At 66.0% G+C, this 26,049-nt stretch carries 22 protein-coding genes and 1 tRNA gene; 10 read left to right on the top strand and 13 right to left on the bottom strand.

Features of this window, described 5'->3' with window-relative positions:
- Positions 1-960, top strand: a complete 960-nt coding sequence (locus RTQ83_RS07575; RefSeq protein WP_312512819.1) for a GDP-mannose 4,6-dehydratase — start codon at positions 1-3, stop codon at positions 958-960.
- 71 nt (positions 961-1,031) lie between these two features.
- On the top strand, positions 1,032-2,186 hold the full coding sequence (locus RTQ83_RS07570) for a glycosyltransferase family 4 protein (RefSeq protein ID WP_312512817.1): 1,155 nt from the start codon (positions 1,032-1,034) through the stop codon (positions 2,184-2,186).
- Positions 2,187-2,208: 22 nt separating this feature from the next.
- Here the strand turns inward: RTQ83_RS07570 and RTQ83_RS07565 are convergent, their stop codons facing one another.
- The 10 genes from RTQ83_RS07565 to hutC form a co-directional block, all read right to left on the bottom strand.
- The gene (locus RTQ83_RS07565) at positions 2,209-3,237 is read right to left on the bottom strand and encodes a two-component system response regulator (protein ID WP_312512816.1); all 1,029 of its coding nucleotides are present in this window, start codon (positions 3,235-3,237) and stop codon (positions 2,209-2,211) included.
- On the bottom strand, positions 3,234-6,560 hold the full coding sequence (locus tag RTQ83_RS07560) for an MHYT domain-containing protein (protein WP_312512814.1): 3,327 nt from the start codon (positions 6,558-6,560) through the stop codon (positions 3,234-3,236). Before RTQ83_RS07560 ends, RTQ83_RS07565 begins: the two co-directional genes overlap by 4 nt.
- Positions 6,561-6,962: 402 nt before the next feature.
- Positions 6,963-7,047 (bottom strand) — tRNA-Leu (locus tag RTQ83_RS07555).
- A 126-nt stretch (positions 7,048-7,173) separates the two neighbouring features.
- Positions 7,174-7,641, bottom strand: a complete 468-nt coding sequence (locus RTQ83_RS07550) for a hypothetical protein (RefSeq protein WP_312512812.1) — start codon at positions 7,639-7,641, stop codon at positions 7,174-7,176.
- Positions 7,642-7,874: 233 nt separating this feature from the next.
- A complete protein-coding gene (locus tag RTQ83_RS07545) occupies positions 7,875-9,596 on the bottom strand; it encodes a glycosyltransferase (protein ID WP_312512810.1) in 1,722 nt (573 codons plus the stop codon).
- Positions 9,597-9,724: 128 nt separating this feature from the next.
- A complete protein-coding gene (locus tag RTQ83_RS07540) occupies positions 9,725-9,994 on the bottom strand; it encodes a type B 50S ribosomal protein L31 (protein ID WP_312512808.1) in 270 nt (89 codons plus the stop codon).
- 193 nt (positions 9,995-10,187) lie between these two features.
- Positions 10,188-11,450 (bottom strand): transcription termination factor Rho, encoded by a 1,263-nt coding sequence (gene rho, locus RTQ83_RS07535; protein WP_312512806.1) that lies wholly within the window; start codon positions 11,448-11,450, stop codon positions 10,188-10,190.
- Between the two features lie 135 nt (positions 11,451-11,585).
- Positions 11,586-11,912 carry a thioredoxin TrxA gene (gene trxA / locus RTQ83_RS07530; protein WP_290417537.1) on the bottom strand — a complete coding sequence of 109 codons (327 nt, stop codon included), beginning with the start codon at positions 11,910-11,912 and terminating at the stop codon, positions 11,586-11,588.
- A gap of 232 nt (positions 11,913-12,144) precedes the next feature.
- Positions 12,145-12,543 (bottom strand): response regulator, encoded by a 399-nt coding sequence (locus RTQ83_RS07525; RefSeq protein WP_312512800.1) that lies wholly within the window; start codon positions 12,541-12,543, stop codon positions 12,145-12,147.
- Positions 12,544-12,625: 82 nt separating this feature from the next.
- Positions 12,626-13,354, bottom strand: coding sequence for a histidine utilization repressor (gene hutC / locus RTQ83_RS07520; RefSeq protein WP_312512798.1), 729 nt, complete (start codon positions 13,352-13,354; stop codon positions 12,626-12,628).
- Positions 13,355-13,502: 148 nt separating this feature from the next.
- Here hutC and ada point away from each other — a divergent pair, with 148 nt between their 5' ends.
- The 8 genes from ada (at position 13,503) to hutI (ending at position 23,772) form a co-directional block, all read left to right on the top strand.
- Positions 13,503-14,579, top strand: coding sequence for a bifunctional DNA-binding transcriptional regulator/O6-methylguanine-DNA methyltransferase Ada (ada, locus tag RTQ83_RS07515; protein WP_312512796.1), 1,077 nt, complete (start codon positions 13,503-13,505; stop codon positions 14,577-14,579).
- Positions 14,580-14,679: 100 nt separating this feature from the next.
- A complete protein-coding gene (locus RTQ83_RS07510) occupies positions 14,680-16,359 on the top strand; it encodes an amidohydrolase (protein ID WP_312512794.1) in 1,680 nt (559 codons plus the stop codon).
- Positions 16,360-16,489: 130 nt separating this feature from the next.
- Positions 16,490-18,196 (top strand): urocanate hydratase, encoded by a 1,707-nt coding sequence (gene hutU / locus RTQ83_RS07505; RefSeq protein WP_312512792.1) that lies wholly within the window; start codon positions 16,490-16,492, stop codon positions 18,194-18,196.
- A 13-nt stretch (positions 18,197-18,209) separates the two neighbouring features.
- Positions 18,210-19,757 (top strand): histidine ammonia-lyase, encoded by a 1,548-nt coding sequence (gene hutH / locus RTQ83_RS07500; protein WP_312512790.1) that lies wholly within the window; start codon positions 18,210-18,212, stop codon positions 19,755-19,757.
- A 21-nt stretch (positions 19,758-19,778) separates the two neighbouring features.
- The gene (hutG, locus tag RTQ83_RS07495; protein WP_312512787.1) at positions 19,779-20,576 is read left to right on the top strand and encodes an N-formylglutamate deformylase; all 798 of its coding nucleotides are present in this window, start codon (positions 19,779-19,781) and stop codon (positions 20,574-20,576) included.
- Positions 20,573-21,934 carry a formimidoylglutamate deiminase gene (locus tag RTQ83_RS07490; RefSeq protein ID WP_312512785.1) on the top strand — a complete coding sequence of 454 codons (1,362 nt, stop codon included), beginning with the start codon at positions 20,573-20,575 and terminating at the stop codon, positions 21,932-21,934. Before hutG ends, RTQ83_RS07490 begins: the two co-directional genes overlap by 4 nt.
- A 25-nt stretch (positions 21,935-21,959) precedes the next feature.
- Positions 21,960-22,565, top strand: coding sequence for a HutD family protein (locus RTQ83_RS07485; RefSeq protein WP_312512783.1), 606 nt, complete (start codon positions 21,960-21,962; stop codon positions 22,563-22,565).
- Complete coding sequence (gene hutI, locus RTQ83_RS07480) at positions 22,558-23,772, top strand: imidazolonepropionase (RefSeq protein ID WP_312512781.1); 1,215 nt, start codon at positions 22,558-22,560, stop codon at positions 23,770-23,772. The genes RTQ83_RS07485 and hutI overlap by 8 nt, the downstream gene beginning before the upstream one ends.
- Positions 23,773-24,032: 260 nt before the next feature.
- Here hutI and RTQ83_RS07475 read toward each other — a convergent pair whose 3' ends face one another.
- The 3 genes from RTQ83_RS07475 to RTQ83_RS07465 form a co-directional block, all read right to left on the bottom strand.
- On the bottom strand, positions 24,033-24,524 hold the full coding sequence (locus tag RTQ83_RS07475) for a GNAT family N-acetyltransferase (protein WP_312512779.1): 492 nt from the start codon (positions 24,522-24,524) through the stop codon (positions 24,033-24,035).
- Positions 24,521-25,459 carry an EamA family transporter gene (locus tag RTQ83_RS07470; RefSeq protein ID WP_312512776.1) on the bottom strand — a complete coding sequence of 313 codons (939 nt, stop codon included), beginning with the start codon at positions 25,457-25,459 and terminating at the stop codon, positions 24,521-24,523. The genes RTQ83_RS07475 and RTQ83_RS07470 overlap by 4 nt, the downstream gene beginning before the upstream one ends.
- A 108-nt stretch (positions 25,460-25,567) precedes the next feature.
- A complete protein-coding gene (locus RTQ83_RS07465) occupies positions 25,568-26,026 on the bottom strand; it encodes an Mpo1-like protein (protein ID WP_312512773.1) in 459 nt (152 codons plus the stop codon).
- Positions 26,027-26,049 lie beyond the last annotated feature (23 nt).

The following is a 26,049-nucleotide window of genomic DNA, read 5'->3' as shown; positions in this document are numbered from 1 at the left end:
ATGACGCGCATGGCCACGGAGCAGATTCCCGCCCAGGCGCTCGACGGGGTGCATCAAACGGGACGGGAAGGCGAGGGCCGGCGCGCCCTGATCACCGGCCTGCGCGGCTTCACCGGCCACTACCTGGCGCAAGAACTGACCGCCGCCGGCTACCGCGTGTTCGGCACCGCGATGCCGGGCGACGAACTCGGTCCCGACATGTTCGCGATGGACCTGTGCGACCGCGAGGCCGTGGCCGCCGTGGTCGACCAGGTCCAGCCGGACGTGGTGGCGCACCTGGCCGGCATCGCCTTCGTCGGTCACGCCAACGTCGAAGCGATCTACCGCGTCAACGTGGCCGGTACCCGCAATCTGCTCGAGGCCCTGAGTGCTGGCAAGCACCGTCCCACCAGCGTGCTCCTGGCCTCGTCGGCGAATATCTACGGCAATGCCAGCGTGGCCGTGATCGACGAAAACGTCCCGGCGGCGCCGGCCAACGATTACGCGGTCAGCAAGCTGGCCATGGAATACATGGCGCGCCTGTGGATGGACCGGCTGCCGATCACGATCGTGCGTCCGTTTAACTACACCGGCGTGGGTCAGGCCGAGAATTTTTTGCTGCCCAAGATCGTGTCGCACTTCCGCCGCAACGAAGCGCGCATCGAACTGGGCAACCTGGCCATCGCACGCGATTTTTCCGACGTGCGCATGGTCGCGCGCAGCTACCGCCGCCTGCTGGCGGCGGCGCCCGCCGGCGAAGCCTTCAATGTCTGTTCGGGGCGCTCGCATTCGCTGGCCAACCTGATCGACATGATGGGAGAAATCGCCGGCTACCGCATCGACGTGCAGGTCAATCCGGCCTTCGTGCGTGCCAACGACGTGCTGCAGCTCACCGGCAGCAACGACAAACTGAGTGCCGTGATCGGCGACCTGGAACCGACGCCGTTGTTCGACACCCTGCGCTGGATGTACCAGGCGTGAGCAGCATCCGTCTCGCGCACCCTGGGCCTGCCACGGCCCATGCCGTCCTTTCGCAGTAAGCTAGTTCAATTATGCGTGTCCTTCATTTCTCCAAGACGTATCACCCCGATTCCTTCGGCGGCATCGAGCAGGTGATCCGCCAGCTGTGCGTCGGTACCGGGCGCCTGGGCGTGACCAACAGCGTGCTGGCGCTGTCGCGCCAGCAGAACCTGGCGCCGCTCGAATTCGAGGGCCACATGGTGCACCGCGTGCCGCTCAATTTCGAGATCGCCTCGAACGCGGTCTCGCTGCAGGCCTTCGGCGCGCTGGCGCGTCTGGCGCGCGAAGCCGACGTGGTGCACTACCATTTCCCGTGGCCGTTCATGGACGTGGCACACTTCGTGGCGCGCATCGACAAGCCGAGCGTGGTCACCTACCACTCCGACATCGTGCGCCAGCGTAATCTGCTGCGCCTGTACCAGCCGCTCAAGCACCGCTTCCTGGGCAGCGTCGACTCGATCGTGGCCAGCTCGCCCAACTACATGGCCTCGTCGCCGGTACTGGGGCGCTACCGCGACAAGACCCGCATCATCCCGTACGGCCTGGACAAGGCCACCTACGCCAAGCCGGAACCCGACCGCCTGGCGCACTGGCGCGCGCGCGTCGGTCCTAAATTCTTCCTGTTCGTGGGCGTGCTGCGCTACTACAAGGGCCTGCACATCCTGCTCGAGGCGGCGGCGGGCACCGATTATCCGATCGTGATCGTCGGCGCCGGCCCGACCGAACATGAGCTGAAGGAACAGGCCGCGCGCCTGGGCCTCAAGAACGTGATGTTCGTCGGCGCGCTCGACGAGCAGGACAAGGCGGCGCTCCTGACGCTGTGCTACGCGGTGTCGTTCCCGTCGCACCTGCGTTCGGAGGCGTTCGGCATGTCGCTGCTGGAAGGGGCGATGTACGGCAAACCGATGATCTCGAGCGAGATCGGCACCGGCACCACCTACGTCAACGTCGACGGCGAGACCGGCCTGGTGGTGCCGCCGTCCGACCCGGTGGCGCTGCGCGCCGCGATGCGCACGCTGTGGGACAACCCGGAGCTGGCACGTACCATGGGCCGGCGCGCCGAGCAGCGCTTCGAAGAGCTGTTCACGGCCGAGACGATGGCGCGCAATTACACCGAGCTGTATCGGGAGCTGGTGGCGCGCAAGGCGCCGCTGGCGGTGGGAACCGAGGAACCGGTCCAGTTGTAATGATGCCGGGCGGCGGACGCGCTCACGCCGCCGCCTGCGCCGGTTCCACCTGCGCCTGCGCCGTCTCCGCCCAGCGCAACCTGATCTCGCGAATCGCCGGCATCTGCTTGGCAAACAGATCCACCAGCTGCGGATCGAAATGGCGCCCCTTCTGCTCGTGCAGGAAGTTCAGCGCCTCGTCCTCGCTCCACGCCTTCTTGTACGGCCGCTCCGAGGTCAGGGCATCGAACACGTCGGCGATCGCCGTGATGCGTCCCACCAGCGGAATCTGATCCCCCTTCAAGCCATGCGGGTAGCCGCTGCCGTCGTACTTTTCGTGGTGCGTCAGCGCGATGCTGCGCGCCAGCGCCAGCATGCCGCCGGCGTGCTCGCCGATGATCTCGGCGCCGATCGTCACGTGGCTCTGCATGATCTTCCATTCGTCGGCATCGAGCGGGCCGGGTTTCTGCAGGATGCGGTCGGGGATGCCGATCTTGCCGACGTCGTGCATCGGCGCCGCGTGCAGTAGGTCGTCGGCTTCAAGCTCGGTCATGCCGGCGGCGATGCCGAGGATGCGCGAGAAGTGGCTCATGCGGATCACGTGCAGGCCGGTCTCATTGTCCTTGTACTCGGCCGCCAGGCCCAGGCGCTGCACGATCTCGAGGCGGCTGGCGCGCAGTTCTTCCATGCGCACCAGCGAGAGGTGGGTGCGCACGCGCGCGCGTACCACCGGCGGGCTGACCGGCTTGGTGATGTAGTCGACCGCGCCGGCTTCGAAGCCTTCGACCTCGTCATCAGTTTCGGTCAGGGCGGTGACGAAAATCACCGGCACCGAGGCGGTGGCCGGATTGGCCTTCAGCGCCGCACACACCTCGTAGCCCGACATCCCCGGCATCATCACGTCGAGCAGCACCAGGTCGGGCTGCTCCTGGCGCGCCAGTTCGAGCGCGCGTGCGCCGTCCTTGGCGAACAGCAGGCGGTAGTGGTCCTGCAGGATCTGGCGCAGCAGTTGCAGGTTGGTGGCTTCGTCGTCGACCGCCAGGATCAGCGGCCGGGTATTCGGTTGGTTCATGCGGAAGCTTCGTGAAGTTCGTCTTGCAGTGGTTCGGTGGTGTCGCTGCCCAGCACCGACAATACGGTGTCGAGGTGCTTGAGGGCGAGGTCGAAGTCGAAGTCGGCGATCGCCGACTGCACCTGGGCCACGCGCGCTGCGCTCGGGTGCGCCGCCAGCGCCGCGGCCAGGCTGGCCATGGCGCCGTCGTTGAGGGCGCCGCGCTGCAGCGCCTGCAGCAGCACGTTGCCCGCGCGGCGCGCGCGTGCCAGGTCGACCTTGGCCGCCGCATTGACCGTGTCGGCGGGCGACGCCGGGGCGGCGTCGTGCAGGGCGGCCAGCGCGGCATCGAGCGCGTTGCTGGCGTTGACCAGGGCGGCGGCGGTCTTGCGTTCGTCGGTCGGCACGGCGTCGGTGGCCTGCTCCAGCGCGGCCAGCGCGTCGGACAGCACCTCCAGGCCGATGTTGGCGGCGGCGCCGCGCACCTTGTGCGCCAGCATGCGCAGCTGCTGGTGCTCGCCGGCCGCCGCGTGCAGCAGCATGGTGGTGCCCAGCTCCGCGTACTGGCGGCTGAAGTGGGCCAGCGCTTCGGCATACGCGTCTTCGCGTCCGCTCCAGCGGTGCAGGCCGGCGCGCCGGTTCAGCACTTCGCGCGGACCATTCGGGATGGCGGCGGCGGCGGCGCTGCCGGTAGGCAGGCCAAGCACCCGCGCGATCTCGTGCGACAACGCGAACCAGTCGACCGGCTTGCTGGCGAAACCGTCCATGCCGGCCTCGGTGCTGGCGGCGCGGTGCGCGGCCAGCACGCTGGCGGTCATCGCGATGATCGGCAGGCGCGGACGATGATTGCGCGCTTCATGTTCACGAATGGCGCGCGTCGCTTCCAGGCCGTCCATGGTCGGCATCTGGAAGTCCATCAGCACCACGTCGAAGTCGCCGCTGGTGGCCAGTTCCACCACGGCGGCGCCGTCGCGCACCGCGGTCATGGTGTGGCCGCGGCGCTGCATCAGGAGCTGCATCAGTTCCAGGTTCTGCGGCACGTCGTCGGCCACCAGCACGTTCAATGGCGGCAGCACGGTGGCGCTGCGCACGCGCGGCGCCTGCTGGGCGAAGCGCGCCAGCACCAGCGGCACGCGCACGTGGAAGGTGGTGCCGCATCCCAGCTCGCTCTCGGCCCAGATTCGGCCGCCCATCAGTTCGACCAGCTGCTTGCTGATCGTGGTGCCCAGGCCCGTGCCGCCGAAGCGGCGGGTCATCGAGGCGTCGGCCTGGGTGAACGGATCGAAGATTGCGGCCAGGCGCTCGGGCGCGATGCCGATGCCGGTGTCGCTCACCGCGATGCACAGCTGGTCGCCTTCGGCGCCGATTCTCAAGGTGACGCCGCCGCTGGCGGTGAACTTGATCGCGTTGTCGAGCAGGTTGGTCAGCACCTGGCGCATGCGCAGCTCGTCGCCGCGCAGGCCGGTCGGCAGCGCCGGGTCGTATTGAATGTCCAGGTGCAGGCCCTTGGCGCGCGCATTCGCCGCCAGGGTCGAGGACAGTTCGTCGATCAGCGACAGCAGGTTGTAGTCGTTCTGTTCCAGTTCCACCGCGCCTTTTTCGAGCTTGGCGGTGTCGAGGATTTCGTTCAAGAGGCGCAGCAGGGCGCGGCCGGCGTTGCGGATGGTGTCCAGGTGGCGGCGCTGCTCGGCGTCCAGCTTGCCGTCGAGGAGCACGTCGGTGAAGCCCAGAATCGAGTTCATCGGGGTGCGGATCTCGTGGCTCATATTGGCCACGAACGTGGCGCGCGCCGCCGCCGCCTGCTCGGCGGTTTCCTTGGCCGCGCGCAGCGCTTCTTCCATCTGGCGCCGCTCGGTGATGTCGAAGATGACGCCGTCCAGCCACGCCACCTCGCCCTGCTCGTTGCGCACGGCAGCGCCGTTTTCCCACATCCAGCGTACCCCGCCGTCGGCGTGCAGCACGCGGTATTCGACCAGGTAGGGGCGGTTTTCGCGCAGCGCGGCGCCGGCTTCGCTGGTCACGCGCATGCGGTCTTCGGCGTGGATCAGGGCGCCGAACACGCGCTTGGGCGGCTGGCCCAGGAAGTCGGCCGCCGGGTAGCCGGTGACGCGCTCCACGGCGTCGCTCATGAACACCATCGGCCAGTCGCCGCTGAGCATGCTGCGGTAGGAGATGCCGGGAATATTGCCGATCAGCGAGCGGAACTGCTGCTCGCTGGCGCGCAGCGCCACTTCCATGGCGCGCTGTTCGCTGATGTCGGTGACGAAGCAGACGAACAGATCCTGCTCGCCGTAGCGCGCATGGCCCATCGAGCCGCGCACCGGCACCAGGCTGCCGTCCTTGCGCAGGCCGGTGGTCTCGGTAGTGGTGCGGAAGCCCTCCAGCGTACCGCTTTCCAGCACGTGCATCAGGCCCTTCTTGTTGTTGCGGTCGTGCTCGTTGAGCAGCAGGGTGATGCTGCGGCCGACGATCTCGGCGCGGGTCCAGCCGAAGATGCGCTCGGCCGAGGTGTTGAATTCGGTGATGATGCCGTCGCGGCCCACGGTGATCACGCCTTCGACGGTGGTGGTGAGCAGGGCGCGCATCCAGGCTTCGCTGCGCGACAGGTCGAGGTACATCTGGCGGTAGCGCAGCAGGCCGTTGACCGCCACCACGCTCAGGCACAGCACCACGATCGTCACGCTCATGGCCAGCGCCAGGAAGTCGCTGTTGGTGGCGCCAGCATCGACCGGATCGACGTCGCCGACGAAGCGCGCGGCGGCCATGCCGGTGTAATGCATGCCGGCGATGGCGCAGCCCATCACCACCGCGGCGATCAGGAGACGGCGCGACTCCGACACCGACTTGAAGCGCGACAGGCCCGAGCGTACCCACAGCGCAAGCGTGGCCAGCACCACCGCGACCACGATCGACAGCGCGAACATCACAGGATCGTAGTGCAGCGACAGCGCCATGCGCATGCCGTGCATGCCGGCATAGTGCATGGCGCCGATGCCGGCGCCGACCAGCACGCCACCGACCAGCAGTTCCTTGCCGCCGATCTGCGGACGTGAGATCAGGTTCAGTGCCACGAACGAAGCGCCGATGCTAGGCAGGCTGGACAGGATCGTGGTCCAGTGCTCGTAGTGCACCGGCGTGCACAGGTTAAAGGCCAGCATGCCGATGAAGTGCATGGTCCAAACGCCGGCGCCGAGCGCCAGGCTGCCAGTGCCGAGCACGATCGCGCGGTGCGCCTGGTTGGCGCTGGCGCGGCCAGTGATCTGCAGTCCCATCCAGGAGGCGAAGATCGCCACCAGCACCGACAGCACGACCAGGCGTGGTTCGTATATTCCATAGCTGAGCATGGAAGGATCGGTAGGAACGTTAAAGATCGGCAGCATGGGTTAGAAAAGTTGACGTGAGGCACCAAAAAGCGAGCTGGACCGCGAGTATCGCATTTTCCGAATTGAAAGTGGTGTTGTTCTTGGGAATGAGTGGCTGAAATGTGTTGTTTTGTTGCGTCACATTACTGCCTGATGGTCGTATCACATTGAAAACATAGAGTTTTCATAGTGAACGGCTAAGCGCTTGATAGCCATTTTTATGCTGAATGCGATAAGAAAACGCTATGACATAAATAAATATGGCTTATCGTTTTTACTGATTTATGGAGAGTATAACGGCGCGATGTGGATTTGCTTGAGCGCAGAGGCAACAAAAAACCCGCGATGCCGAACAGCATGCGGGTCAATGTTGGTGCTAATGGATGGTGCCTCCGGCCGGAATCGAACCGGCACGCCTTACGGCGCTTGATTTTGAGTCAAGTGCGTCTACCAATTCCGCCACAGAGGCCCAATAGCAGGGGCGCATCTTAGCACATGCTGCGCACAACTGACCAGTGTGTAAGGCGATGCGGCACTGGGGCCGGTAATACGGCCAATGTGGCGACCGATACTGCGGCCACAAGTGCCGCTGGTTTCAGCAGGCAATCCGGTGCTGCAGCAAGCGCAGGCTGCCCACCGGGCCAACCACCTCGAGCGCGTGCGGCTGCACCGCCACCGTAATCGCGCCTTCCTGGCCGCGCAGCCAGGGCCGCGGGCGGAAGTAACGGATGCTGGCATTGTCGCCAATGCTGCGCCGGTAGCCCAGGCCGCCCAGCGCTTCGTCGAGCGTGTTGAGCATGTAGTGGGCGTCGAAGCGGGTGCGCATCTCGAACCGGCCCGGACCCAGCATGCACACCGGCAGCACGGCGCCGACCAAGGCCGGCAGCACGATGTAAGTAAGCGGGGTGTCGGGATCGATCAGGTGCAGCACGGCCACCAGCAGCGGCAGGCCGGCCAGCAGTGTCAGTGCCCAGGGCAGCGACTGGCGCCAGGTTTGTACCTGGCGCAGGAAGCCTGGCTTCTGTTGAATGCGTACAATTTCTGAAAACGTCACGCTTTTCATGGTGATCTCCTTGCGGCGCTGATGCGGCAAGTCCGGGATGAGGTGTCGGCAACCTGAATATTGTGACCACCACGCTCCAGCCCGGATTGCGTCTGCTCAAACGCATTCGTTGAAGATAGGTTCTCACAACGGCATCACAAGCCGCGCACGTGTGAATTTGACATCTTTTGCTGGCGCCAAAAACAGACAAGCCGCACAAAGGCGGCTTGTCGAGGCAGGGCTGGAAAGTAGTGTCAGCGCACGCGGCGGAACAGGCGGAAACGCTCGTCGCGGTCCGAGGCGCGCCGGCCTTCCCACAGCGGCGTGGCATCGCGCACGCCGTAGGCGCGCAGCAGGGCGCGCTCTTTCTTGCTGCGTACGCTGTCCTGCAGCAGCACGTAGTCGCAATTGCCGCCGGCGAGGGTAACGAACGGCAGGCGGCCATAGAAGGCCAGCGAGGCGCGCTGGGCGGGGCCGACGTTGGTCGCCAGGCAGTTGGTGTCGGCCGGCAAGCGCGCCGCGATCTGCTGCGCCACGCCGGCGTAGCTCTTGCCGTAGTTCAGGTCTGGCAGGAACAGCGTCATCAACAGCACCCACAGCAGGATCAGGCCGCCCGACGACAGCACCACCGCGCGCCACAGCACCGCCGGCTGGCGCGACAGGCGCCAGTGCACCAGCATGATCCAGCCCACGCTGGTGGCGGCCGCCACGGTGAAGGCGACGATGCCGATCTCGGGCGTGAAGCCCGGCACCAGCTTCAGAGCGTTGTGTGCCAGCTGAGCCGGCCAGCCAGTGAGCTTGGCGATCCAGAACAGCCAGATGATGGCGCCCAGCATGGTCAGGACCATCACCGAGAACCAGTCGATGGCGTTGATGGCGCCGCGCTTCATGGTCGGCAAGCCGAACGCGGCCATCAGGGCCAGCGGCGGCAGCATCTTGAGGAAGTCGCTGTTTTCCGGAATCGGATCGGCCAGCAGTTGCAGCGTCAGCGCCAGGAAGAAGAACACCGGCAGCACGATGTGCAGCATCTGCTGCTGGCGGCGCCAGGCCCAGATCGCCCACAGCGCGAACGGCCAGGCCGGCCAGAAGAACCAGACGCCGATGCGGAAGAAGGTCTTGATGGCGGTCCAGCCCGGCAAGCCGATCTGCTCGGCGTTCCAGGTGAGCCAGTCGGCGATCGGCGTCAGGCCATACGGCTGCACCAGCAGCGCCAGCAGGATCCAGACCAGGGTCAGGCCGAAGGCCACGCCCAGGGCGATGCCCATGTGGCGCAGCGCGGCCGGCGCCGGCAGCGCCAGGAAACGGGTGCAGGCGAACAGGGCCAGCACCAGCACCAGCGGCGGCAGGAAGCCCTGGGTCAGCGTCAGCGCGCCGAGCGACAGGCCGACCAGCACCGCATTGCGGTTGCCGGCGTGCTCGACGTAGCGCACCGCGCGGTACAAAAAGTAGGCCAGCAGCGCGCCTTGCAGCGTGGCGGGCAGGGTCAGGTGGCTTTGCAGCAGCAGGCCAAGGCTCCCGAGGTAGATCAGGACCGCGGTGTCGCCCAGGGTACGGCCGTAGTCGTTCGGTTCCGGCTGGCCGCCGAAGGCCAGGCGCAGCGGCTGCGCCTCGGCGCGCCGGCCCAGGTGGAAGGCGGTGTACCACAGCGACATCGTGCCCAGCGCGAAGATGGCGACCGTCGAGACGCGCGCGGCCAGCACATCGCCCAGGATCCAGCCGAACAGCTTGATGCAGATGGCGCCCAGCCAGAAGGCGAGAGGGCCTTCGTCGACATTCGCCAGGCCGGCGATGTTGGGGTACAGCCAGTCATCCAGGGTGCCATGCGCCATGGTCCACATGATGCCGAAGCTGCCCGCGTCTTCCTTCCACAGGTCGCGCCCGATGACGCCGGGCAGGATGTACAGCATGCCCAGGGCGAGCAGGGCCCAGCGGGGCAGCGCCAGGGTGGCGGCGGCGGAAAGGCGGACTGGTTTCATCGATAAGTCTGATGGAAAAATTGAGCGCGTAGTATAGCCGCGTAGTATAGCTGCGAAAAAAAAGAAGCCGGCGAACCGGCTTCTTTTCAGGAAACCCGCAAGGGGCTCCGGGATGCTTGCGGCAGTGATCAGCCGTTGGCGACCGAGGTCTTCGAGCCGACCGAACCGAACTTCTGACGGAACTTCTCGACGCGACCGGCGGTGTCGACGATCTTGTGCTTGCCGGTGTAGAACGGGTGCGATTCAGCCGAGACTTCGATCTTGATCAGCGGGTAATCTTTGCCTTCGTGGTTGATCGTTTCGCGGGTAGCGATGGTCGAACGGGTCACGAACTTGAAGTCGCACGACAGGTCGTGGAAGACGACTTCACGGTAATCTGGATGGATTTCGTTTTTCATGGTGTTGCCTTTCTAATGTTGGTAGCCAAACAGCACTTCGTCGGTCGCCTTGCTTCTTGACCCGATTGCCGCTCACTTGCCAGGGGTGGACTGAACCGGAGATTATACGGTGATCCGAAAGGGGATGCAACGACGGTGCCACAATGAAAAAGCGGCCCGAAGGCCGCCTATTGCGCGAACGCTGCGTCGGGGCTTAGCCGCCGCGGCGCATCATGTCGAAGAACTCGACATTGTTCTTGGTCGCGCGCATCTTGTCGAGGATGAACTCCATCGCTTCGATCTCGTCCATCGAGTACAGCAACTTGCGCAGGATCCAGATCTTCTGCAGCTGGTCCGGCTTGATCAGCAGTTCTTCGCGGCGGGTACCCGACTTGTTCAGGTTGATCGCCGGATAGACGCGCTTTTCGGCCAGACGGCGCTCGAGGTGTACTTCCATGTTGCCGGTGCCCTTGAATTCTTCGTAGATCACGTCGTCCATGCGCGAGCCGGTTTCGATCAGCGCGGTCGCGACGATGGTCAGCGAGCCGCCTTCTTCGACGTTACGGGCGGCGCCGAAGAAGCGCTTCGGACGCTGCAGCGCATTGGCGTCGACACCGCCGGTCAGCACCTTGCCCGAGGCCGGGATCACGGTGTTGTAGGCGCGTGCCAGGCGGGTGATCGAGTCCAGCAGGATGACCACGTCCTTCTTCATTTCGACCAGGCGCTTGGCTTTTTCCAGCACCATCTCGGCGACCTGCACGTGGCGGGTGGCCGGTTCATCGAAGGTCGAGGCGACCACTTCGCCGCGCACCGAACGCTGCATCTCGGTCACTTCTTCAGGGCGTTCGTCGATCAGCAGGACGATCAGGGTCACGTCGGGGTGGTTTGCGGTGATGGCGTGCGCGATGTGCTGCAGCATGACCGACTTGCCCGACTTAGGCGACGCCACCAGCAGGCCGCGCTGGCCCTTGCCGATCGGCGAGATCAGGTCGACGATGCGGCCGGTGATGTTCTCGGCGCCGTTCATGTCGCGCTCCAGGCGCAGCGGCTCGTTCGGGTGCAGCGGGGTCAGGTTCTCGAACAGGATGCGGTGCTTCGAGGCTTCCGGCGATTCGCCGTTGACCTTGTCGACCTTGACCAGCGCAAAGTAACGCTCGCCGTCCTTCGGCGTACGCACTTCGCCTTCGATCGAGTCACCCGTATGCAAGTTGAACCGGCGGATCTGCGACGGCGAGATATAGATGTCGTCGGTCGAAGCCATGTAGCTCGCGTCAGGCGAGCGCAGGAAACCGAAACCGTCCGGCAGCACTTCCAGGGCGCCGTCGCCGAAAATCTGCTCGCCGCCTTTCGCGCGCTTTTTCAGGATCGCGAACATCAGTTCCTGTTTGCGCAGGCGTGCCGCGTTGTCGATGTCGAGGCCGATTGCCATTTCCAGCAGCGCGGAAACGTGCATCGCCTTCAGTTCAGATAAATGCATGTGTGTGGGTGACCCGTGACGGGTAAAAAAGGTAGGGGAGGGAACAGCGTGGGTTGATCAAGGCGGGAGCGTGGCTCCCGGCCATACATGGCGACAGCGCGGGCGCGCCGTCGCCGCTTATCTTATAAGTATTGTTTAGATGTTGCTGTCGAGGAAAGCGGTCAACTGACCCTTGGCCATTGCGCCAACTTTCTGGGCAGCGGCTTCACCGTTCTTGAACAGGATCAGGGTCGGGATGCCACGGATACCGAACTGGGCCGGCACGGCCTGGTTGGCATCGACGTCCACCTTGGCGATGGTCACTTTGCCGGCGTATTCCTTGGCTACTTCTTCCAGGATCGGGGCAATCATCTTGCAAGGACCGCACCACTCGGCCCAGAAATCGACCAGCACCGGCAGCTCGGATTTGAGCACGTCGGCTTCGAAGGTTGCATCGCTGATGTGTTTGATGTTTTCGCTCATGGTTTCCTCAGTGTGAGGTAGAAATCGTTATCTTAACGCCTGGAGACCAACTACTAGGAACGTCTCGGCCGGCTGCCGTTTGAATCTGCTTGCTCAATATTGCTGCTACACAATGGTGGAGGCACTGTGTGCAAAATTCAATATTGGAAGGACGGCTAGAGGGTGTCAGGCGGGGAATGAGGCGAATAATACCCCATTTTTCTAAACCGTGTTCACGGCTTTGTACAAAATCTCAACATCCCAGCGCCTCTCGCAATTGCTCAGGCAACAGTGGCTTGCGGAACGTTCCTGCCACCTGCAATCCGAGCGCGCGCGCCAGGTCGCCGGCGGCATTGCGCATCCCGTCTTCGGCCGCCGACAGCAGGATCACCTTGCCGTGGTAACCATGCGCCGCGGCGGCAGTGAGGAATTCGATGCCGTCCATCTCCGGCATCATCAGGTCACAGATCAGGACGTCGGGCATGTTCTCGTCCAGGCGCAGCAGGGCCTGGCGCGCCTCGGTCTCGGTGACGATGTCGAATGGGCCGCACGCAGCCAGCATTTCGCGCATGACGTCCAGCAGGAGCTGGTCGTCGTCGAGCACCAGCACGCGCAAGGGAGCGGGGCGGGAGGCGGCAGCGGAAGCGGGCATGGCGTTCGGTCGGGCAGGTGGAATCGACGGCCATTATGGCGGCAAACGGGCGCGGCGGGGCGCTTGGGCCGCGAATAAATCTTTACACGGTGCCGGTAAAGCGCGCCAGGTGGCCTGGATGCCACATCGTGACCACCGAGGCCACCCTGCCGGCCGAGGTGGTGCGCCGGTGCAGCACCAGGCAGGGCAGGCTGGCGTCGATGCCGAGCAGCTGCGCCGCGTCCGGTGGCGCGGGCTGGGCTTCGATGGTGTAGGCCGCGCCCTGCAGCGGGGCCACCGACGTCAGGTGTTCGTTGGGGGTGATGCTGGTGAAGTCCTGCTCCAGGTAGGCCGGGGCACAGGCCGGGTCGACCCAGCGGTCCTCGAGCTGGATCGGGGTGTCGTTCTCGCAATGCACGATCAGAGAGTGGAACAGCGTGGCACCCGGCTCGAGCATGAATTCGGCGGCCAGCGCTTCGTCAGCAGGTTCGGCGCGCAGCAGCACCACGCGGCTGGCGTGCAGCTTGCCGCGCGCGCGGATCTCGTCGGCGATGTTGCGGATCTCGACCAGCGTGGCCTGGTACTTCTGCGGCGCCACGTAGGTGCCGGATCCCTGGCGCCGCACCAGCACCTGCTCCGCGGTGAGTTCGCGCACGGCGCGGTTGACGGTCATGCGCGAGACGCCGAACTGACGCACCAAGGCTTGCTCGGACGGCACCACGTCGCCTTCCTTCCAGCGCCCGGATGCGATTTCGCCGAGCAGGTAATCCTTGATCTGCTGGAAGATGGGGGACTTGTCTTGCGGTCGGTCTTGCGCGCTCTGTGCTTCCAAACTAATCTCCGAAGTGCCGGTGCTGACGGGGACGAACAGTCCGCGAGTCGCCTGAATTCTAGCACCGTGGATTCGATAGCAAGACCCGGAGTGCATGGCTGCGTGGATGGGACCAGAATCGCACCATCGACCTGCAAGGAGCAGCATCATGAGCACGACCACCCGATCTTTCGATAGCGACGAGGCGCGTTGGCACGCCGTGCAGCAGCGCGACCCGGCCGCGGATGGCCACTTCTATTACTCGGTACTCAGCACCGGCGTCTATTGTCGGCCGTCGTGCCCATCGCGCCCGGCGCGGCGCGCTAACGTGGGCTTTCACGCATCGTGCGAACAGGCCGAGGCAGCGGGCTTTCGCCCCTGCCTGCGCTGCGCGCCGACCCAGCCGCCGCTGGCCGAGCGCCAGGCCGAGGCAGTGGCGCGCGCCTGTCGCCTGATCGAACAGTCGCCCGAGGAACCAGACCTGGACCAGCTGGCGCAGGCCGCCGGCATGAGCCGCTTCCACTTCCATCGCGTGTTCAAGGCGCACACCGGCATCACGCCCAAGGCCTACGCCGCCGCCCGGCGCGCCAGTCTGGTGCGCGACGGCTTGCGCGATGGCGTTTCGGTGACCGACGCGATCTACGAAGCCGGCTTCGGTTCCAGCGGGCGCTTCTACGCAGCCTCGCAAGAGGTGCTGGGCATGGCGCCGGCCCGCTATCGCGCGGGCGGGCGTGGCGAGACGATCCGCTTCGCGCTTGCTCAATGCTCGCTGGGCGCGATCCTGGTCGCGGCCACCGAACGCGGCATCTGCGCGATCCTGATCGGCGACCAGCCGGAGCCGCTGCTGGACGACCTGCAGGCGCGCTTCCCGCACGCCGAACTGGTGGGCGCCGAGCCCGCGTTCGAGCAGACGGTGGCGCAGGTGATCGCGCTGGTCGAAGCGCCGCGCCTGGGCCTGGAGCTGCCGCTCGACGTGCGCGGCACCGCCTTCCAGCAGCGCGTGTGGCAGGTGCTGAGGGCGATCCCGGCAGGGCAGACGGTCAGCTACGCCGAACTGGCCGAGCGTCTTGGCCTGGCGGGCGGAGCGCGCGCCGTGGCAGGGGCCTGCGCCGCCAATCCGGTCGCGGTGGCGATTCCCTGCCACCGCGTGGTGCGCACCGGCGGTGCGCTGTCCGGCTACCGCTGGGGCATCGAGCGCAAGCGCGCCTTGCTCGACCGCGAAAAGGAGCAATCGACGTCCGATTGAAGCGGCCGCCGGCGCTATGCCCGTCATGCAAAGTTCTATACACTGGCTCCCTGCCGCGCCCACGAAGCGCGGGACCCTACAACACGGAGAAAAGAACAGCATGCGTGCGCGCCACAACCCCCTGAAATCCTCATTGTTGGCCCTTGCCGTCATCGGCGCTCTTGGATCGGTCTCGGCCCATGCCGGCACGGTCGTCGACAACGCCAACGGCTACACCCTGAACGCCAAGGGGGACCTGGTCCAGTTCAGCGCCATCGCTTTCGACGACAAGGGCCGCATCATCGCGGTCGGCGCCAGCGCCGATGTGATCAAGGGGGCGCCGAACGCCAAACGCATCGACCTCAAGGGCCGCACGCTGCTGCCCGGCCTGATCGACGCCCACGGCCACGTGTTCGGCCTGGGCCAGCAACTGACGCAGCTCGACCTGTTCCATTCGACGTCGCTGCAAGGCGCGCTGAAATCGATCGGCGACTACGCCAAGGCGAATAGCGATCATGCCTGGATCCGCGGCCGCGGCTGGAACCAGGAAAACTGGAAGCTGGGCCGCTTCCCGACCGCCAAGGAACTCGACGCCGTCGTCAGCGATCGCCCGGTATGGCTCGATCGCGTCGACAGCCACGCCGGCTGGGCCAACAGCCGCGCGCTGGCGCTGGCCGGCATCACCCGCTCGACCCCGGATCCGGCCGGCGGCAAGATCGTGCGCGACGCGAATGGCGACGCCACCGGCGTGCTGGTCGACGCCGCGCAGGAACTGATGACCAAGGTGCTGCCGCAGCAGACCGAGGCCGAAGGCCGCGTCATCCTGAACCACGCGCTGGCGGAGATGGCACGCGTCGGCATCACCAGCGTGCACGACGCCGGCGTCGACGTCGCCCAGGACAAGATCTACCGCGCCTATGCCGATGGCGGCAAGCTGACCGCCCGCGTGTACGGCATGATCGCCGGCACCGACCAGGACTTCGACCAGCTCTCAAGCAAGGGCCCGCTGAAGGACTACGGCAACGGCATGTATGCGCTGCGCGCGGTGAAGCTGTATTCGGACGGCGCGCTGGGCAGCCGCGGCGCGGCGCTGATCAAGCCGTACAGCGACGATCCGCACTCGCACGGCCTGCTGTTCCACAAGAGCGCGGACATGGACAAGATGATGGCCAAGGCGATGCGCAAGGGCTACCAGGTCAACGTGCACGCGATCGGCGACGCCGGCAACAAGCAGATCCTCGACCTGTACCAGAAAGAAGTGAAAGCCACCGGCACGGCGGGGCAGCGCCACCGCATCGAGCACGCGCAGGTGGTGCAGCCGACCGACATCCCGCGTTTTAAAACGCTCGACATCATCCCGTCGATGCAGCCGACCCACGCGACCTCGGACAAGAACATGGCCGAGACCCGCGTCGGCCCCGAGCGCATCAAGGGCGCGTACGCGTGGCGCAGCTTCCTGCACCAGGGTTCGCGTATCGCTTGCGGGTCGGACTTCCCGGTGGAGTCGCCGAATCCGTTCTTCGGCCTGCACGCCGCCGTCACGCGCCAGGACGCGCAGGGGCAGCCGGTGGCCGGCTGGTATGCGAACCAGGCGATGTCGCTAAAAGAAGCGTTTCGCTGCTTCACGCTCGATGCCGCGTATGCCGGGCACCAGGAAACCACGCTCGGTTCGCTGGAGCCGGGCAAGCAAGCTGACTTCATCGTGATCGATCAGGATCTGTTCCGCATGCCGACCTATGACATTCACAAGACCGGCGTGCTGGAGACCTGGGTGGCGGGCAAGCAGGTGTTCAGGAAGTGATGCGGTAGCGGGGCGCGCCGGGCCTCGCGGCGCTGACAAAATGGATTGACTTGGTTGTATAGACAACCTAGACTCGTCGCAACGTGGCGTGTGCGCCCATGCACGCGCCGTCCTTGACCAAGGAGCCGCCATGACCGACACGTCCCGCCTGGAAGACCCCCGCTTCGATCCATCGCGCACCATCCGCGCTCCGCGCGGCACCGAGCTCGCCTGCAAAAGCTGGCTTACCGAAGCCGCCTACCGCATGCTGCAGAATAATCTCGACGCCGAGGTCGCGGAAAACCCGCAGCGCCTGGTGGTCTATGGCGGCATCGGCCGCGCCGCGCGCAACTGGGAATGCTACGACCAGATCCTGGCCTCGCTGCGCGCGCTGGAAGACGACCAGACCCTCCTGATCCAGTCCGGCAAACCGGTGGGCGTGTTCCAGACCCACGCCGACGCGCCGCGCGTGCTGCTGGCGAACTCGAACCTGGTGCCGAAGTGGGCCGACTGGGAACACTTCAACGAACTCGATCGCAAGGGCCTGTTCATGTACGGCCAGATGACGGCCGGCAGCTGGATCTACATCGGCACGCAAGGCATCGTGCAGGGTACCTATGAAACCTTTGCCGAAGCAGGGCGCCAGCACTTCGGCGGCGACATGGCGGGCCGCTGGATCCTGACCGCGGGCCTGGGCGGCATGGGCGGCGCCCAGCCGCTGGCGGCAACCTTCGCCGGCGCCGTATCGCTGACCGTCGAATGCCAGCAAAGCAGCATCGATTTTCGCCTGCGCACGCGCTACCTGGACAAGCAAGCGCGTGATATCGACGAGGCGCTGGCCATGATCGCGCAGCACGTCGAGAAAAAAGAGGCGATTTCGATCGGCCTGCTCGGCAACGCCGCCGAAGTGCTGCCGGAACTGGTGCGCCGCGCTAAAGCTGGCGGCATCAAGCCCGACCTGGTCACCGACCAGACCTCGGCCCACGACCTGATCAACGGCTACCTGCCCGCCGGCTGGACGGTCGAACAGTGGAAGGCGGCGCAGCAGGACCCGGCCCAGCACGCGCGACTGAAAAAGGAAGCGGCGGCATCGTGCGCCGTCCACGTGCAGGCCATCCTCGACTTCAAGGCACTGGGTTGCTACGCCGTCGACTACGGCAACAACATCCGCCAAGTGGCCAAGGACGAAGGCGTGCAGGATGCCTTCGACTTCCCCGGCTTCGTCCCGGCCTATATCCGCCCGCAGTTCTGCGAAGGCCGCGGCCCGTTCCGCTGGGTGGCGCTGTCGGGCGACCCGGAAGACATCTATAAAACGGATGCCAAGATCAAGGAGCTGTTCCCGCACCACGCGCGCGTGCACCGCTGGCTCGACATGGCGCGCGAACGGATCGCCTTCCAGGGCCTGCCGGCGCGCATCTGCTGGCTGGGACTGGGCGAGCGTCACCTGGCCGGCCTGGCGTTCAACGAGATGGTACGCACGGGCGAACTGAAAGCGCCGATCGTGATCGGACGCGACCACCTCGACACCGGCTCGGTGGCGAGCCCGAACCGCGAGACCGAAGCGATGCGCGACGGTACCGACGCGGTGTCCGACTGGCCGCTGCTGAACGCCTTGCTGAACACCGCCGGCGGCGCCACCTGGGTCTCGCTGCACCACGGCGGCGGCGTCGGCATGGGCTACTCGCAGCACTCGGGCGTCGTGATCGTTGCCGATGGTACCGAGGCCGCCGCAAAGCGCCTGGCACGGGTGCTGGTCAACGACAGCGCCTCGGGCGTGATGCGTCACGCCGATGCCGGCTACGAGACGGCCATCGAGACCGCCAAGCAGAACAGCCTGAATCTCCCTATGATCAAATAACGTTTCAAGCACCATGAACAACAACATCACTCTGCAACCCGGCCAACTGACCCTCAAGGATCTGCGCGCCGTCTGGTCCACCCACGCGCCGTTGGCCCTGGCCGACGAAGCATGGTCCGCAATCATTGCTTCCGCCAACCTGGTCGACGCCATCGTCGCCAAGGGCGACCCGGCCTACGGCGTGAACACCGGCTTCGGCATCCTGGCCAAGGCCGATATTCCGCACGACCAGCTGGCCGCGCTGCAGCAGAACCTGATCCTGTCGCACGCGGTCGGCACCGGCCCGCTGCTGTCGGATGCCATCGTGCGCCTGATCGTACTGACCAAGATCGGCAGCCTGGCACGCGGCTACTCCGGCGTGCGTCCGGTGATCGTCGAGACCCTGATCGCCCTGTACAACGCGGGCATCATGCCGGCGATCCCGTCGCAGGGTTCGGTCGGCGCCTCGGGCGACCTGGCGCCGCTGGCGCACATGACGCTGGCCATGCTGGGCGTGGGCCAGGTGCGCCACAATGGCGAACTGGTGGAAGCGGGCGACGCGCTGCGCGCGGCCGGCATCGAGCCGGTGGTGCTGGGCGCGAAAGAGGGCCTGGCCCTGATCAACGGCACGCAAGTCTCGACCGCACTGGCGCTGCACGGCCTGTTCATGGCCGAACGCCTGCTGGAAGCGGCGATGGTCACCGGCTCGCTGTCGGTCGACGCCGCGCGCGGCAGCGACGCGCCGTTCGACGCCCGCATCCACGCGGTGCGCGGCCAGCCGGGCCAGATCGCGGCCGCTGCAATATATCGCGAACTGGTGGCCGGCAGCGCGATCCGCGCCTCGCACCTGGTCGGCGACGAGCGCGTGCAGGATCCGTACAGCCTGCGCTGCCAGCCACAGGTGATGGGCGCGGTGATGGACCTGATCGCCAACGCCGGCCGCACGCTGCTGATCGAAGCGAATGCCGTCACCGACAACCCGCTGCTGTTCCTGGACGCGGAAGGCGGCGGCGACATCGTCTCGGGCGGTAACTTCCACGCCGAGCCGGTTGCCTTTGCGGCCGACACGCTGGCGCTGGCGATCGCGGAGATCGGCGCGTTGGCCGAGCGCCGCATCGCGCTGCTGATCGACGCCAACCTCTCCGGCCTGCCCGCCTTTTTGGTGCGCGAGCCGGGCCTGAACTCGGGCTTCATGATCGCCCACGTTACCGCCGCCGCGCTGGCGTCAGAAAACAAGTCGCATGCGCACCCTGCCAGTGTCGATAGCTTGCCGACGTCCGCCAACCAGGAGGATCATGTCAGCATGGCCACCTTCGCGGCGCGCCGCCTGGACCAGATGGCGCACAATACGGCGGTGATCGTCGGCATCGAGCTGCTGGCGGCGGCCCAGGGCATCGAGTTCCACCGCCCGCTGCAAAGTTCGCAGCACCTGGAGCACGTGCACGCGCAGCTGCGCGCCCAGGTGGCGCCGTACGACGCCGACCGCTTCTTCGCGCCCGACATCGAAGCTGCGCGCAGGCTGGTGGTGGACGGCGCGCTGTCGGCGTCGTGCAAGGAGCTGTTCACGGTGCTGCATCCCTAAATTATTCAGACAGGAGGCGTGATGGCGTTCCGGTTCAAGGCAGGCAGGCTTCCCATGCTGGTATCGATGCCGCATGCGGGTACGGACATTCCCGACGACGTGGCGGCGACGCTGGCGCCCTGTGCGCAGGCGCGTGCCGACACCGACTGGCACTTGCCGGAGCTGTATGGCTTCCTGGAAGAGATGGGCGTCTCGACCATCTCGGCGCGCTGGTCGCGCTACCTGATCGACCTGAATCGCCCGCCCGAGAACACCAACCTGTATCCGGGCCTGGACACCACCGGCCTGTGCCCGGTCGATACCTTCGGGCGCGAGCGCTTGTATCAGGAAGGGAAAGAGCCGGACCAGGCCGAGGTCCAGCGCCGCCTGGAGCTGTACTGGCGGCCGTACCACGAACAGCTGCGCGCGGAACTCGACCGCCTGAAGGCCGAACATGGCGCGGTGGTGCTGTGGGAAGCGCATTCGATTGCATCAAGGGTGCCGCGCTTTTTCGAGGGCCGCCTGCCGGACCTGAACTTCGGCACTGCCGAAGGCAAGTCGTGCGCGCAGGGACTGGAAGACGCGATCCTGAACGTGGCGCGCTCGCAGGACCGCTTCTGGCTTGCCCTCAACGGCCGCTTCAAGGGTGGCCACATCACGCGCCATTACGGCCAGCCGGCCAACGATGTGCATGCGATCCAGCTCGAGATGTGCCAGTGCCTGTACATGAACGAGTCGCCGCCGTTCGAATATCGTCCCGAGGTCGCGGCCGAAGTGCAGCCGCTGCTGCGCGACATGATTGGCTCCGCGCTGGATTGGGTGCATGGAGGCGCGCGATGAACGCGCTGTTTGCGCGCTACGCGCTGCTGCCGGAAGGCTGGCGGCGCGAAGTGCTGCTCGAATGGGATATCCACGGCGACCTGACCCGGGTCGCGGCCGGTGCCCAGGCACCATTGAAAGTAGCGCGCGCCGACTACGTGCTGCCGGGGATGGTCAACCTGCACTCGCATGCCTTCCAGCGCGCGCTGGGCGGCCTGACCGAGCGCGCGGGAGATGGGCCAGACAGCTTCTGGACCTGGCGCGACCTGATGTACCGCTTCGCCGCGCGCATCACGCCGGGCCAGATCGAAGCCATCGCGGCCCAGCTGTTCGCCGAATGCCTGCGCCACGGCTACACTTCGCTGTGCGAATTCCACTACCTGCAGCGCGACGTCGATGGCCGCAGTTATGCGCGCCCGGCGGAAACGGCGGAACGCGTCGCCGCGGCGGGGCAGGCGGCCGGCATCGGCCTGACGCTGCTGCCGGTGCTGTACAGCCATGCCGGCTTCGGCCAGCAGGCGCTGAAACCGGAGCAGGGACGCTTTCGCACGAACGTGGACGACGTGCTCGGCATCGTCGACGCACTGGGCACGCTGCGCGGCGGCCAGCTCGAGGTCGGCGCGGCGCCGCATTCGCTGCGCGCCGCCACGATCGACCAGATCCGCGCGCTGCAGGACGGACTGCCGCAGGAACGTCCGCTGCACATCCACATCGCCGAGCAGCAGGCCGAAGTACAGCAATGCCTGGATGCGGTTGGCCGCCGTCCGGTCGAATACCTGATGGGCGAGATTGCACTCGACCCGCGCTGGTGCCTGGTACACGCGACCCATCTGAACGATGGCGAGGTGACGGCGCTGGCCGGCAGCGGGGCGGTCGCCGGCCTGTGCCCGACCACCGAAGCCAACCTGGGCGACGGCCTGTTCCCGCTCGAGCCCTTCATCGCGGCTGGCGGCGCGTTTGGCATCGGCAGCGACAGCCATGTGTCGCAAAGCCCGGTCGAGGAACTGCGCTGGCTCGAGTATGGCCAGCGGCTGCAGCACCAGCGCCGCAACGTCGCCGTGACCCGCGAGCAGCGCAATGTGGGAGACTATCTGTGGCAGGCCGCGCTGCAGGGCGGCGCCCGGGCGGCGGGACGGCGCGTCGGCGCCCTTGAAGCCGGCAAGCGCGCCGACCTGGTCGTGCTGGACGGCACCCATCCGAACCTGGACGGTGTGCGCGACGACGAAGTATTGGGACGTCTGGTATTTTGCGGGAACGATAACCTGGTGCGCGACGTGCTGTGCGGAGGGCACTGGGTAGTGCAGGGCGGGCGCCATGTGGCGCAGGATGCGATCGAGCAGCGCTATCGCCAGGCCGTCCGGGAATTACGTGAAGGTTGAACTGCGTTGAGCCAGAGGTGAGCACATGAGTGTCCTGATTCCGTTTGCAGGCTTGGCCCCGGCGCCGTGGAAGAACGGCGGCGGCAGCACGATCGAGATCGCGATCGGCCCGCCCGACGCCAGCTTCGACGACTTCGACTGGCGCGTCAGCCTGGCAACCATCGCCGAGGATGGCGCGTTTTCGCAGTTCGACGGTGTCGACCGCACGCTGGCGCTGGTCGACGGCCCCGGCATGCTGCTGCACATCGACGGCGAGCCGACCATGGTCAGCGAGGCCGAGCCGGTGGTGGCCTTCGACGGCAGCTCCGAGGTGAGCGCCAAGCTCAATCGCGGGCCGACCACCGACTTTAATGTGATGTCGCGCAGCGAACGCTGCTACCACCAGTTCGGGCGCCGGCGCCTGAGTGGCGACTCGACCTTTGTCGCGCGCGCCGAGATCACGGTGCTGTTCCTGGCCGAAGGCGACAGCCTGCAGCTGGCCAGCGACGACGAGCGCATCGGCCTGGTGCGCTACGACGCCGTGGTGCTCGACCCCGGCACCGTGTGGACGCTGGAAGCGTGGCAGGCCACGATCTATATTGTCGACGTCCATTACCACTCGGACGACGACGACGAGGCGATGTATGACTGAAGCGGATCTGCTGTTCACCAACGTGCACCTGGCCACGATGGAGAACGGCTACGGCGAATGTAAGGACGCCGCGCTGGCGGTGAAGGATGGCCGCATCGCCTGGATCGGCCAGCGTCTTGACGCGCCGGCGGCGGCACGGGAACACGACTGCGGCGGCACCTGGATGACGCCGGGACTGGTCGACTGCCACACCCACATCGTCCACGCCGGCAACCGCAGCAACGAATGGGAAGCGCGCCTGAATGGCGCCACGTACGAGGATATCGCGCGCGCCGGCGGCGGCATCATGTCCACCGTGCGCGCCACGCGCGAGGCCGATGTCGATGCGCTGCTCGCAGCCAGCCTGCCGCGCGTGCGTTCCCTGCTGGCGGAGGGCGTGACCACGCTCGAGATCAAGTCCGGCTACGGCCTGGCGCTGGACGCCGAGGAGCGCATGCTGCGCGCGGCGCGCCGCGTTGGCGAGCTGCTGCCGATGCGGGTCGCCACCACCTTCCTCGGCGCGCACGCACTGCCGCCGGAGTTTGCCGGCCGTCCGGACGATTACGTGGACGAGGTATGCGAACGCATGTTGCCGGCGTTGGCCGGGCAGGGCCTGGTGGATGCGGTGGACGCGTTCTGCGAGCGCATCGGTTTTACTCATGACCAGACCGCGCGCGTGTTCGAGGCGGCGCGCGCGCTCGGCCTGCCGGTCAAGCTGCACGCGGAGCAGCTGTCGGACCAGGGTGGGGCGGGACTGGTGGCGCGGTTCGGCGGCCTGTCGGCCGACCACCTCGAACACCTGAGCGCGCAAGGGATCGCGGCCATGGCGCAGGCGGGCACGGTCGCGGTCCTGCTGCCTGGAGCCTATTACTTTTTAAGAGAAAGCACGCCGCCGCCGGTGGCCGCCCTGCGCGAAGCCGGCGTGGCGATGGCGGTAGCCACCGACTGCAATCCCGGCACCTCGCCCATGACGTCCCTGCTGCTGGCGATGAACATGGCCTGCACGCTGTGGCGCTTGACGCCGCAGGAGGCATTGCAGGGCGCCACGATCAACGGCGCACGCGCCCTTGGCCTGCAGGACCAGATCGGCACACTGACAGTCGGCAAGCGCGCCGACTTGGCGCTGTGGGACATCGCGCGTCCGGCCGACCTGGCGTATGCGATCGGCTTCAATCCGTGCCGCGCCGTGGTCAATGACGGCGTGGTGCGCACCCCGCACTGCGGCTGAGCCCATACGGCGTCCCACCCACGCAACAGGACGTTGCCGGCTTGATCGTCCTCAATCCGTATTTTTCCATCCGGGTAATGATGGTCCCGAAGTCACGCAGCAAGCATGGACGCGGTAAGCAAATGTAAAGCTTAATGGTTCGTTAAGAATCAACGTCTATAGTGGCTTCATGTGATTCCCATCTCCCCTCCCCATTTGCCAAAATGGGTTTGCCCACGGTGCCAAGGCCCGTGGGCTTTTCTTTGTGGGTACGGGTTTGTTCAGCCGCGTTCCGCCAGGGCAGTGAGGCTGTCGCCGGTGACGCGGCAGATGCGCCAGTCCGGCATCACGTCCGCGCCCATGGCCTTATAAAAATTGATTGCCGGCTCGTTCCAGTCCAGCACCGACCATTCGAAGCGGCCGCAGCCGCGTTCGAGCGCGATCTGCGCCAGGCGCTGCAGCATCTGCGTACCAAACCCTTTGCCGCGATGCGATTGGCGCACGTACAGGTCTTCCAGGTACAGGCCTTTCTTGGTGAGGAAGGTCGAGAAGTTATGGAAGAACAGGGCGAAGGTCACGACTTCACCGTTCTCTTCACCGACGATCGCTTCGCAGCTTGGGCGAACGCTGAACAGGCCTTCATGCAGCAGGGCTTCGGTGGCCACCACCATGTGCTCCAGCTTTTCGAACACGGCCAGCTCGACGATCATGGCGTGGATGTGAGCAACGTCCGCAGGCGTGGCGGGGCGGATCGAGAAGACGGAATCAGTCATGGCGTTTCGATGGCATTGTTCAGGGTGGCGGATTGTACGCTCTTGGGCGCCGGTGCGCGCAGGGCCCAGGCGACGCTGGCCAGGCACAGCACCATGCCCGCGAATTCGATCGGGCCCGGACGATAGCCTTCGAGCTGCACCGACAGCAGCACCGACAGCACCGGCGTGATGACGCCGATGTACACGGCCTTGTTGGCGCCGATGCGGCCGATCAGCGTGAAGTAGGCGAAGAAGGCGATCACCGAGCCGGCGATCGACAGGTAGACCAGGCCGGCCCAGTAGGTGCCGCTGTCCGGCAGCACGAAGGTATCGCCGTTGGCCAGCGCCCACACGGTGACCAGCGACGCGCCCCACAGCATCGACCACGCCATCGTCAGCGGCAGGTTGGAACACTGTTCCTTGACCTTGTTCACGACGATGCTGCCGGCCGAGCTGGCCAGGGTGGCGCTCAGCGCCAGCACCACGCCGGCCAGGAAGTGGCCGTTGCCGCCGCTCTGCAGATCGCGCCAGGCGTCGCCGATCGAGTGCCAGAACAGCAGCGCCACGCCGGCGGTGGCAACCACGCCGCAGGCCCAGGTGCGGCGGTTGATGGCGGTGCCGAAGAAGATGCGGCTCCAGATCGGGGTCCAGAACACCATCAGCGCGAACAGCACCGCGACCAGGCCGGACACCACGTGCTGCTCGGATTCGTAGGTGCAGATGTAGGAGATGCCGAAGGTAAGCGAACCCTGCAGCGCCATCCAGCGATGGGTACGCCACGGCAGGCGCAGCGAATCGCGGCGCGCGATGCAGATCGCGAACAGCGTGGCGGCGGCGAGGAAGAAGCGGTAGGCAACCGAGACCGCCGGTGGCGTGTGCCCCAGCTGCAAGGTGATGGCCCAGAAGGTCGAGCCCCAGATCAGCGAGGCGATGGTGAACAGGACGGGAGAGGACATCGCGGGAGTATAGAGCGCCGCGATTGCTCATCTGGAATGTTTTACGCCCGCGCGCGACCACGTTGTATCAATCGCGCAACATGTAGGGTTGGCGGCATAGCCGCCACCCTACCAATCGATGCGCATGCGCCGGTAGAGCAAGCTCAGCACGAACAGCGGCCCGATCAGCAGAAAGCGCAGGTCCTCGAAGAACGACGGCTTTTTGCCCTCGATGCGGTGCCCGATGAACTGCCCCACCCAAGCGAGTACGAAAATCCCGATTGAGGCCGGCAGTACCATCCCGTCTGGAATCAAGGACAGCAAGGCAAGCATGATCGCTCCCATCGCCCCCATCCCCAGCGCGAACGGCCGCGACAAGGTGAAGTAATACGCCAGAGAACCCGCCACCGTCAGCAACGCGACCAACGGATGGATCGCCCACAGCAACCCCAGCAGACTGAACACGATAGCCGGAATGCACACCACATGAATCGTTTCATTCAGCGGATTGCGATGACTCTCGGCATAGCGCGCCAGCAGGAAATCGATCGGGCGCGCGGCGAGATGGCGCGGCGAGGCGTGGTCCATGGCGGCGTCTCCTGTCCTTGTTG

Origin of the sequence: Massilia sp. (assembly GCF_031995545.1) — a bacterium.
Classification (GTDB): Bacteria; Pseudomonadota; Gammaproteobacteria; order Burkholderiales; family Burkholderiaceae_D; genus Telluria.
Note: the sequence above shows the minus strand (reverse complement) of the source record. Positions and strands in the feature narration are given on the sequence as shown.

Excerpts from the sequence above, each read along its gene's own strand:
- RTQ83_RS07575 (WP_312512819.1), top strand. The coding sequence starts at position 1 with ATGACGCGCATGGCCACGGAGCAGATTCCCGCCCAGGCGCTCGACGGG.
- RTQ83_RS07570 (WP_312512817.1), top strand. The coding sequence starts at position 1,032 with ATGCGTGTCCTTCATTTCTCCAAGACGTATCACCCCGATTCCTTCGGC.
- RTQ83_RS07565 (WP_312512816.1), bottom strand. The coding sequence starts at position 3,237 with ATGAACCAACCGAATACCCGGCCGCTGATCCTGGCGGTCGACGACGAA.
- RTQ83_RS07560 (WP_312512814.1), bottom strand. The coding sequence starts at position 6,560 with ATGCTCAGCTATGGAATATACGAACCACGCCTGGTCGTGCTGTCGGTG.
- RTQ83_RS07550 (WP_312512812.1), bottom strand. The coding sequence starts at position 7,641 with ATGAAAAGCGTGACGTTTTCAGAAATTGTACGCATTCAACAGAAGCCA.
- RTQ83_RS07545 (WP_312512810.1), bottom strand. The coding sequence starts at position 9,596 with ATGAAACCAGTCCGCCTTTCCGCCGCCGCCACCCTGGCGCTGCCCCGC.
- RTQ83_RS07540 (WP_312512808.1), bottom strand. The coding sequence starts at position 9,994 with ATGAAAAACGAAATCCATCCAGATTACCGTGAAGTCGTCTTCCACGAC.
- rho (WP_312512806.1), bottom strand. The coding sequence starts at position 11,450 with ATGCATTTATCTGAACTGAAGGCGATGCACGTTTCCGCGCTGCTGGAA.
- trxA (WP_290417537.1), bottom strand. The coding sequence starts at position 11,912 with ATGAGCGAAAACATCAAACACATCAGCGATGCAACCTTCGAAGCCGAC.
- RTQ83_RS07525 (WP_312512800.1), bottom strand. The coding sequence starts at position 12,543 with ATGCCCGCTTCCGCTGCCGCCTCCCGCCCCGCTCCCTTGCGCGTGCTG.
- ada (WP_312512796.1), top strand. The coding sequence starts at position 13,503 with ATGAGCACGACCACCCGATCTTTCGATAGCGACGAGGCGCGTTGGCAC.
- RTQ83_RS07510 (WP_312512794.1), top strand. The coding sequence starts at position 14,680 with ATGCGTGCGCGCCACAACCCCCTGAAATCCTCATTGTTGGCCCTTGCC.
- hutU (WP_312512792.1), top strand. The coding sequence starts at position 16,490 with ATGACCGACACGTCCCGCCTGGAAGACCCCCGCTTCGATCCATCGCGC.
- hutH (WP_312512790.1), top strand. The coding sequence starts at position 18,210 with ATGAACAACAACATCACTCTGCAACCCGGCCAACTGACCCTCAAGGAT.
- hutG (WP_312512787.1), top strand. The coding sequence starts at position 19,779 with ATGGCGTTCCGGTTCAAGGCAGGCAGGCTTCCCATGCTGGTATCGATG.
- RTQ83_RS07490 (WP_312512785.1), top strand. The coding sequence starts at position 20,573 with ATGAACGCGCTGTTTGCGCGCTACGCGCTGCTGCCGGAAGGCTGGCGG.
- RTQ83_RS07485 (WP_312512783.1), top strand. The coding sequence starts at position 21,960 with ATGAGTGTCCTGATTCCGTTTGCAGGCTTGGCCCCGGCGCCGTGGAAG.
- hutI (WP_312512781.1), top strand. The coding sequence starts at position 22,558 with ATGACTGAAGCGGATCTGCTGTTCACCAACGTGCACCTGGCCACGATG.
- RTQ83_RS07475 (WP_312512779.1), bottom strand. The coding sequence starts at position 24,524 with ATGACTGATTCCGTCTTCTCGATCCGCCCCGCCACGCCTGCGGACGTT.
- RTQ83_RS07470 (WP_312512776.1), bottom strand. The coding sequence starts at position 25,459 with ATGTCCTCTCCCGTCCTGTTCACCATCGCCTCGCTGATCTGGGGCTCG.
- RTQ83_RS07465 (WP_312512773.1), bottom strand. The coding sequence starts at position 26,026 with ATGGACCACGCCTCGCCGCGCCATCTCGCCGCGCGCCCGATCGATTTC.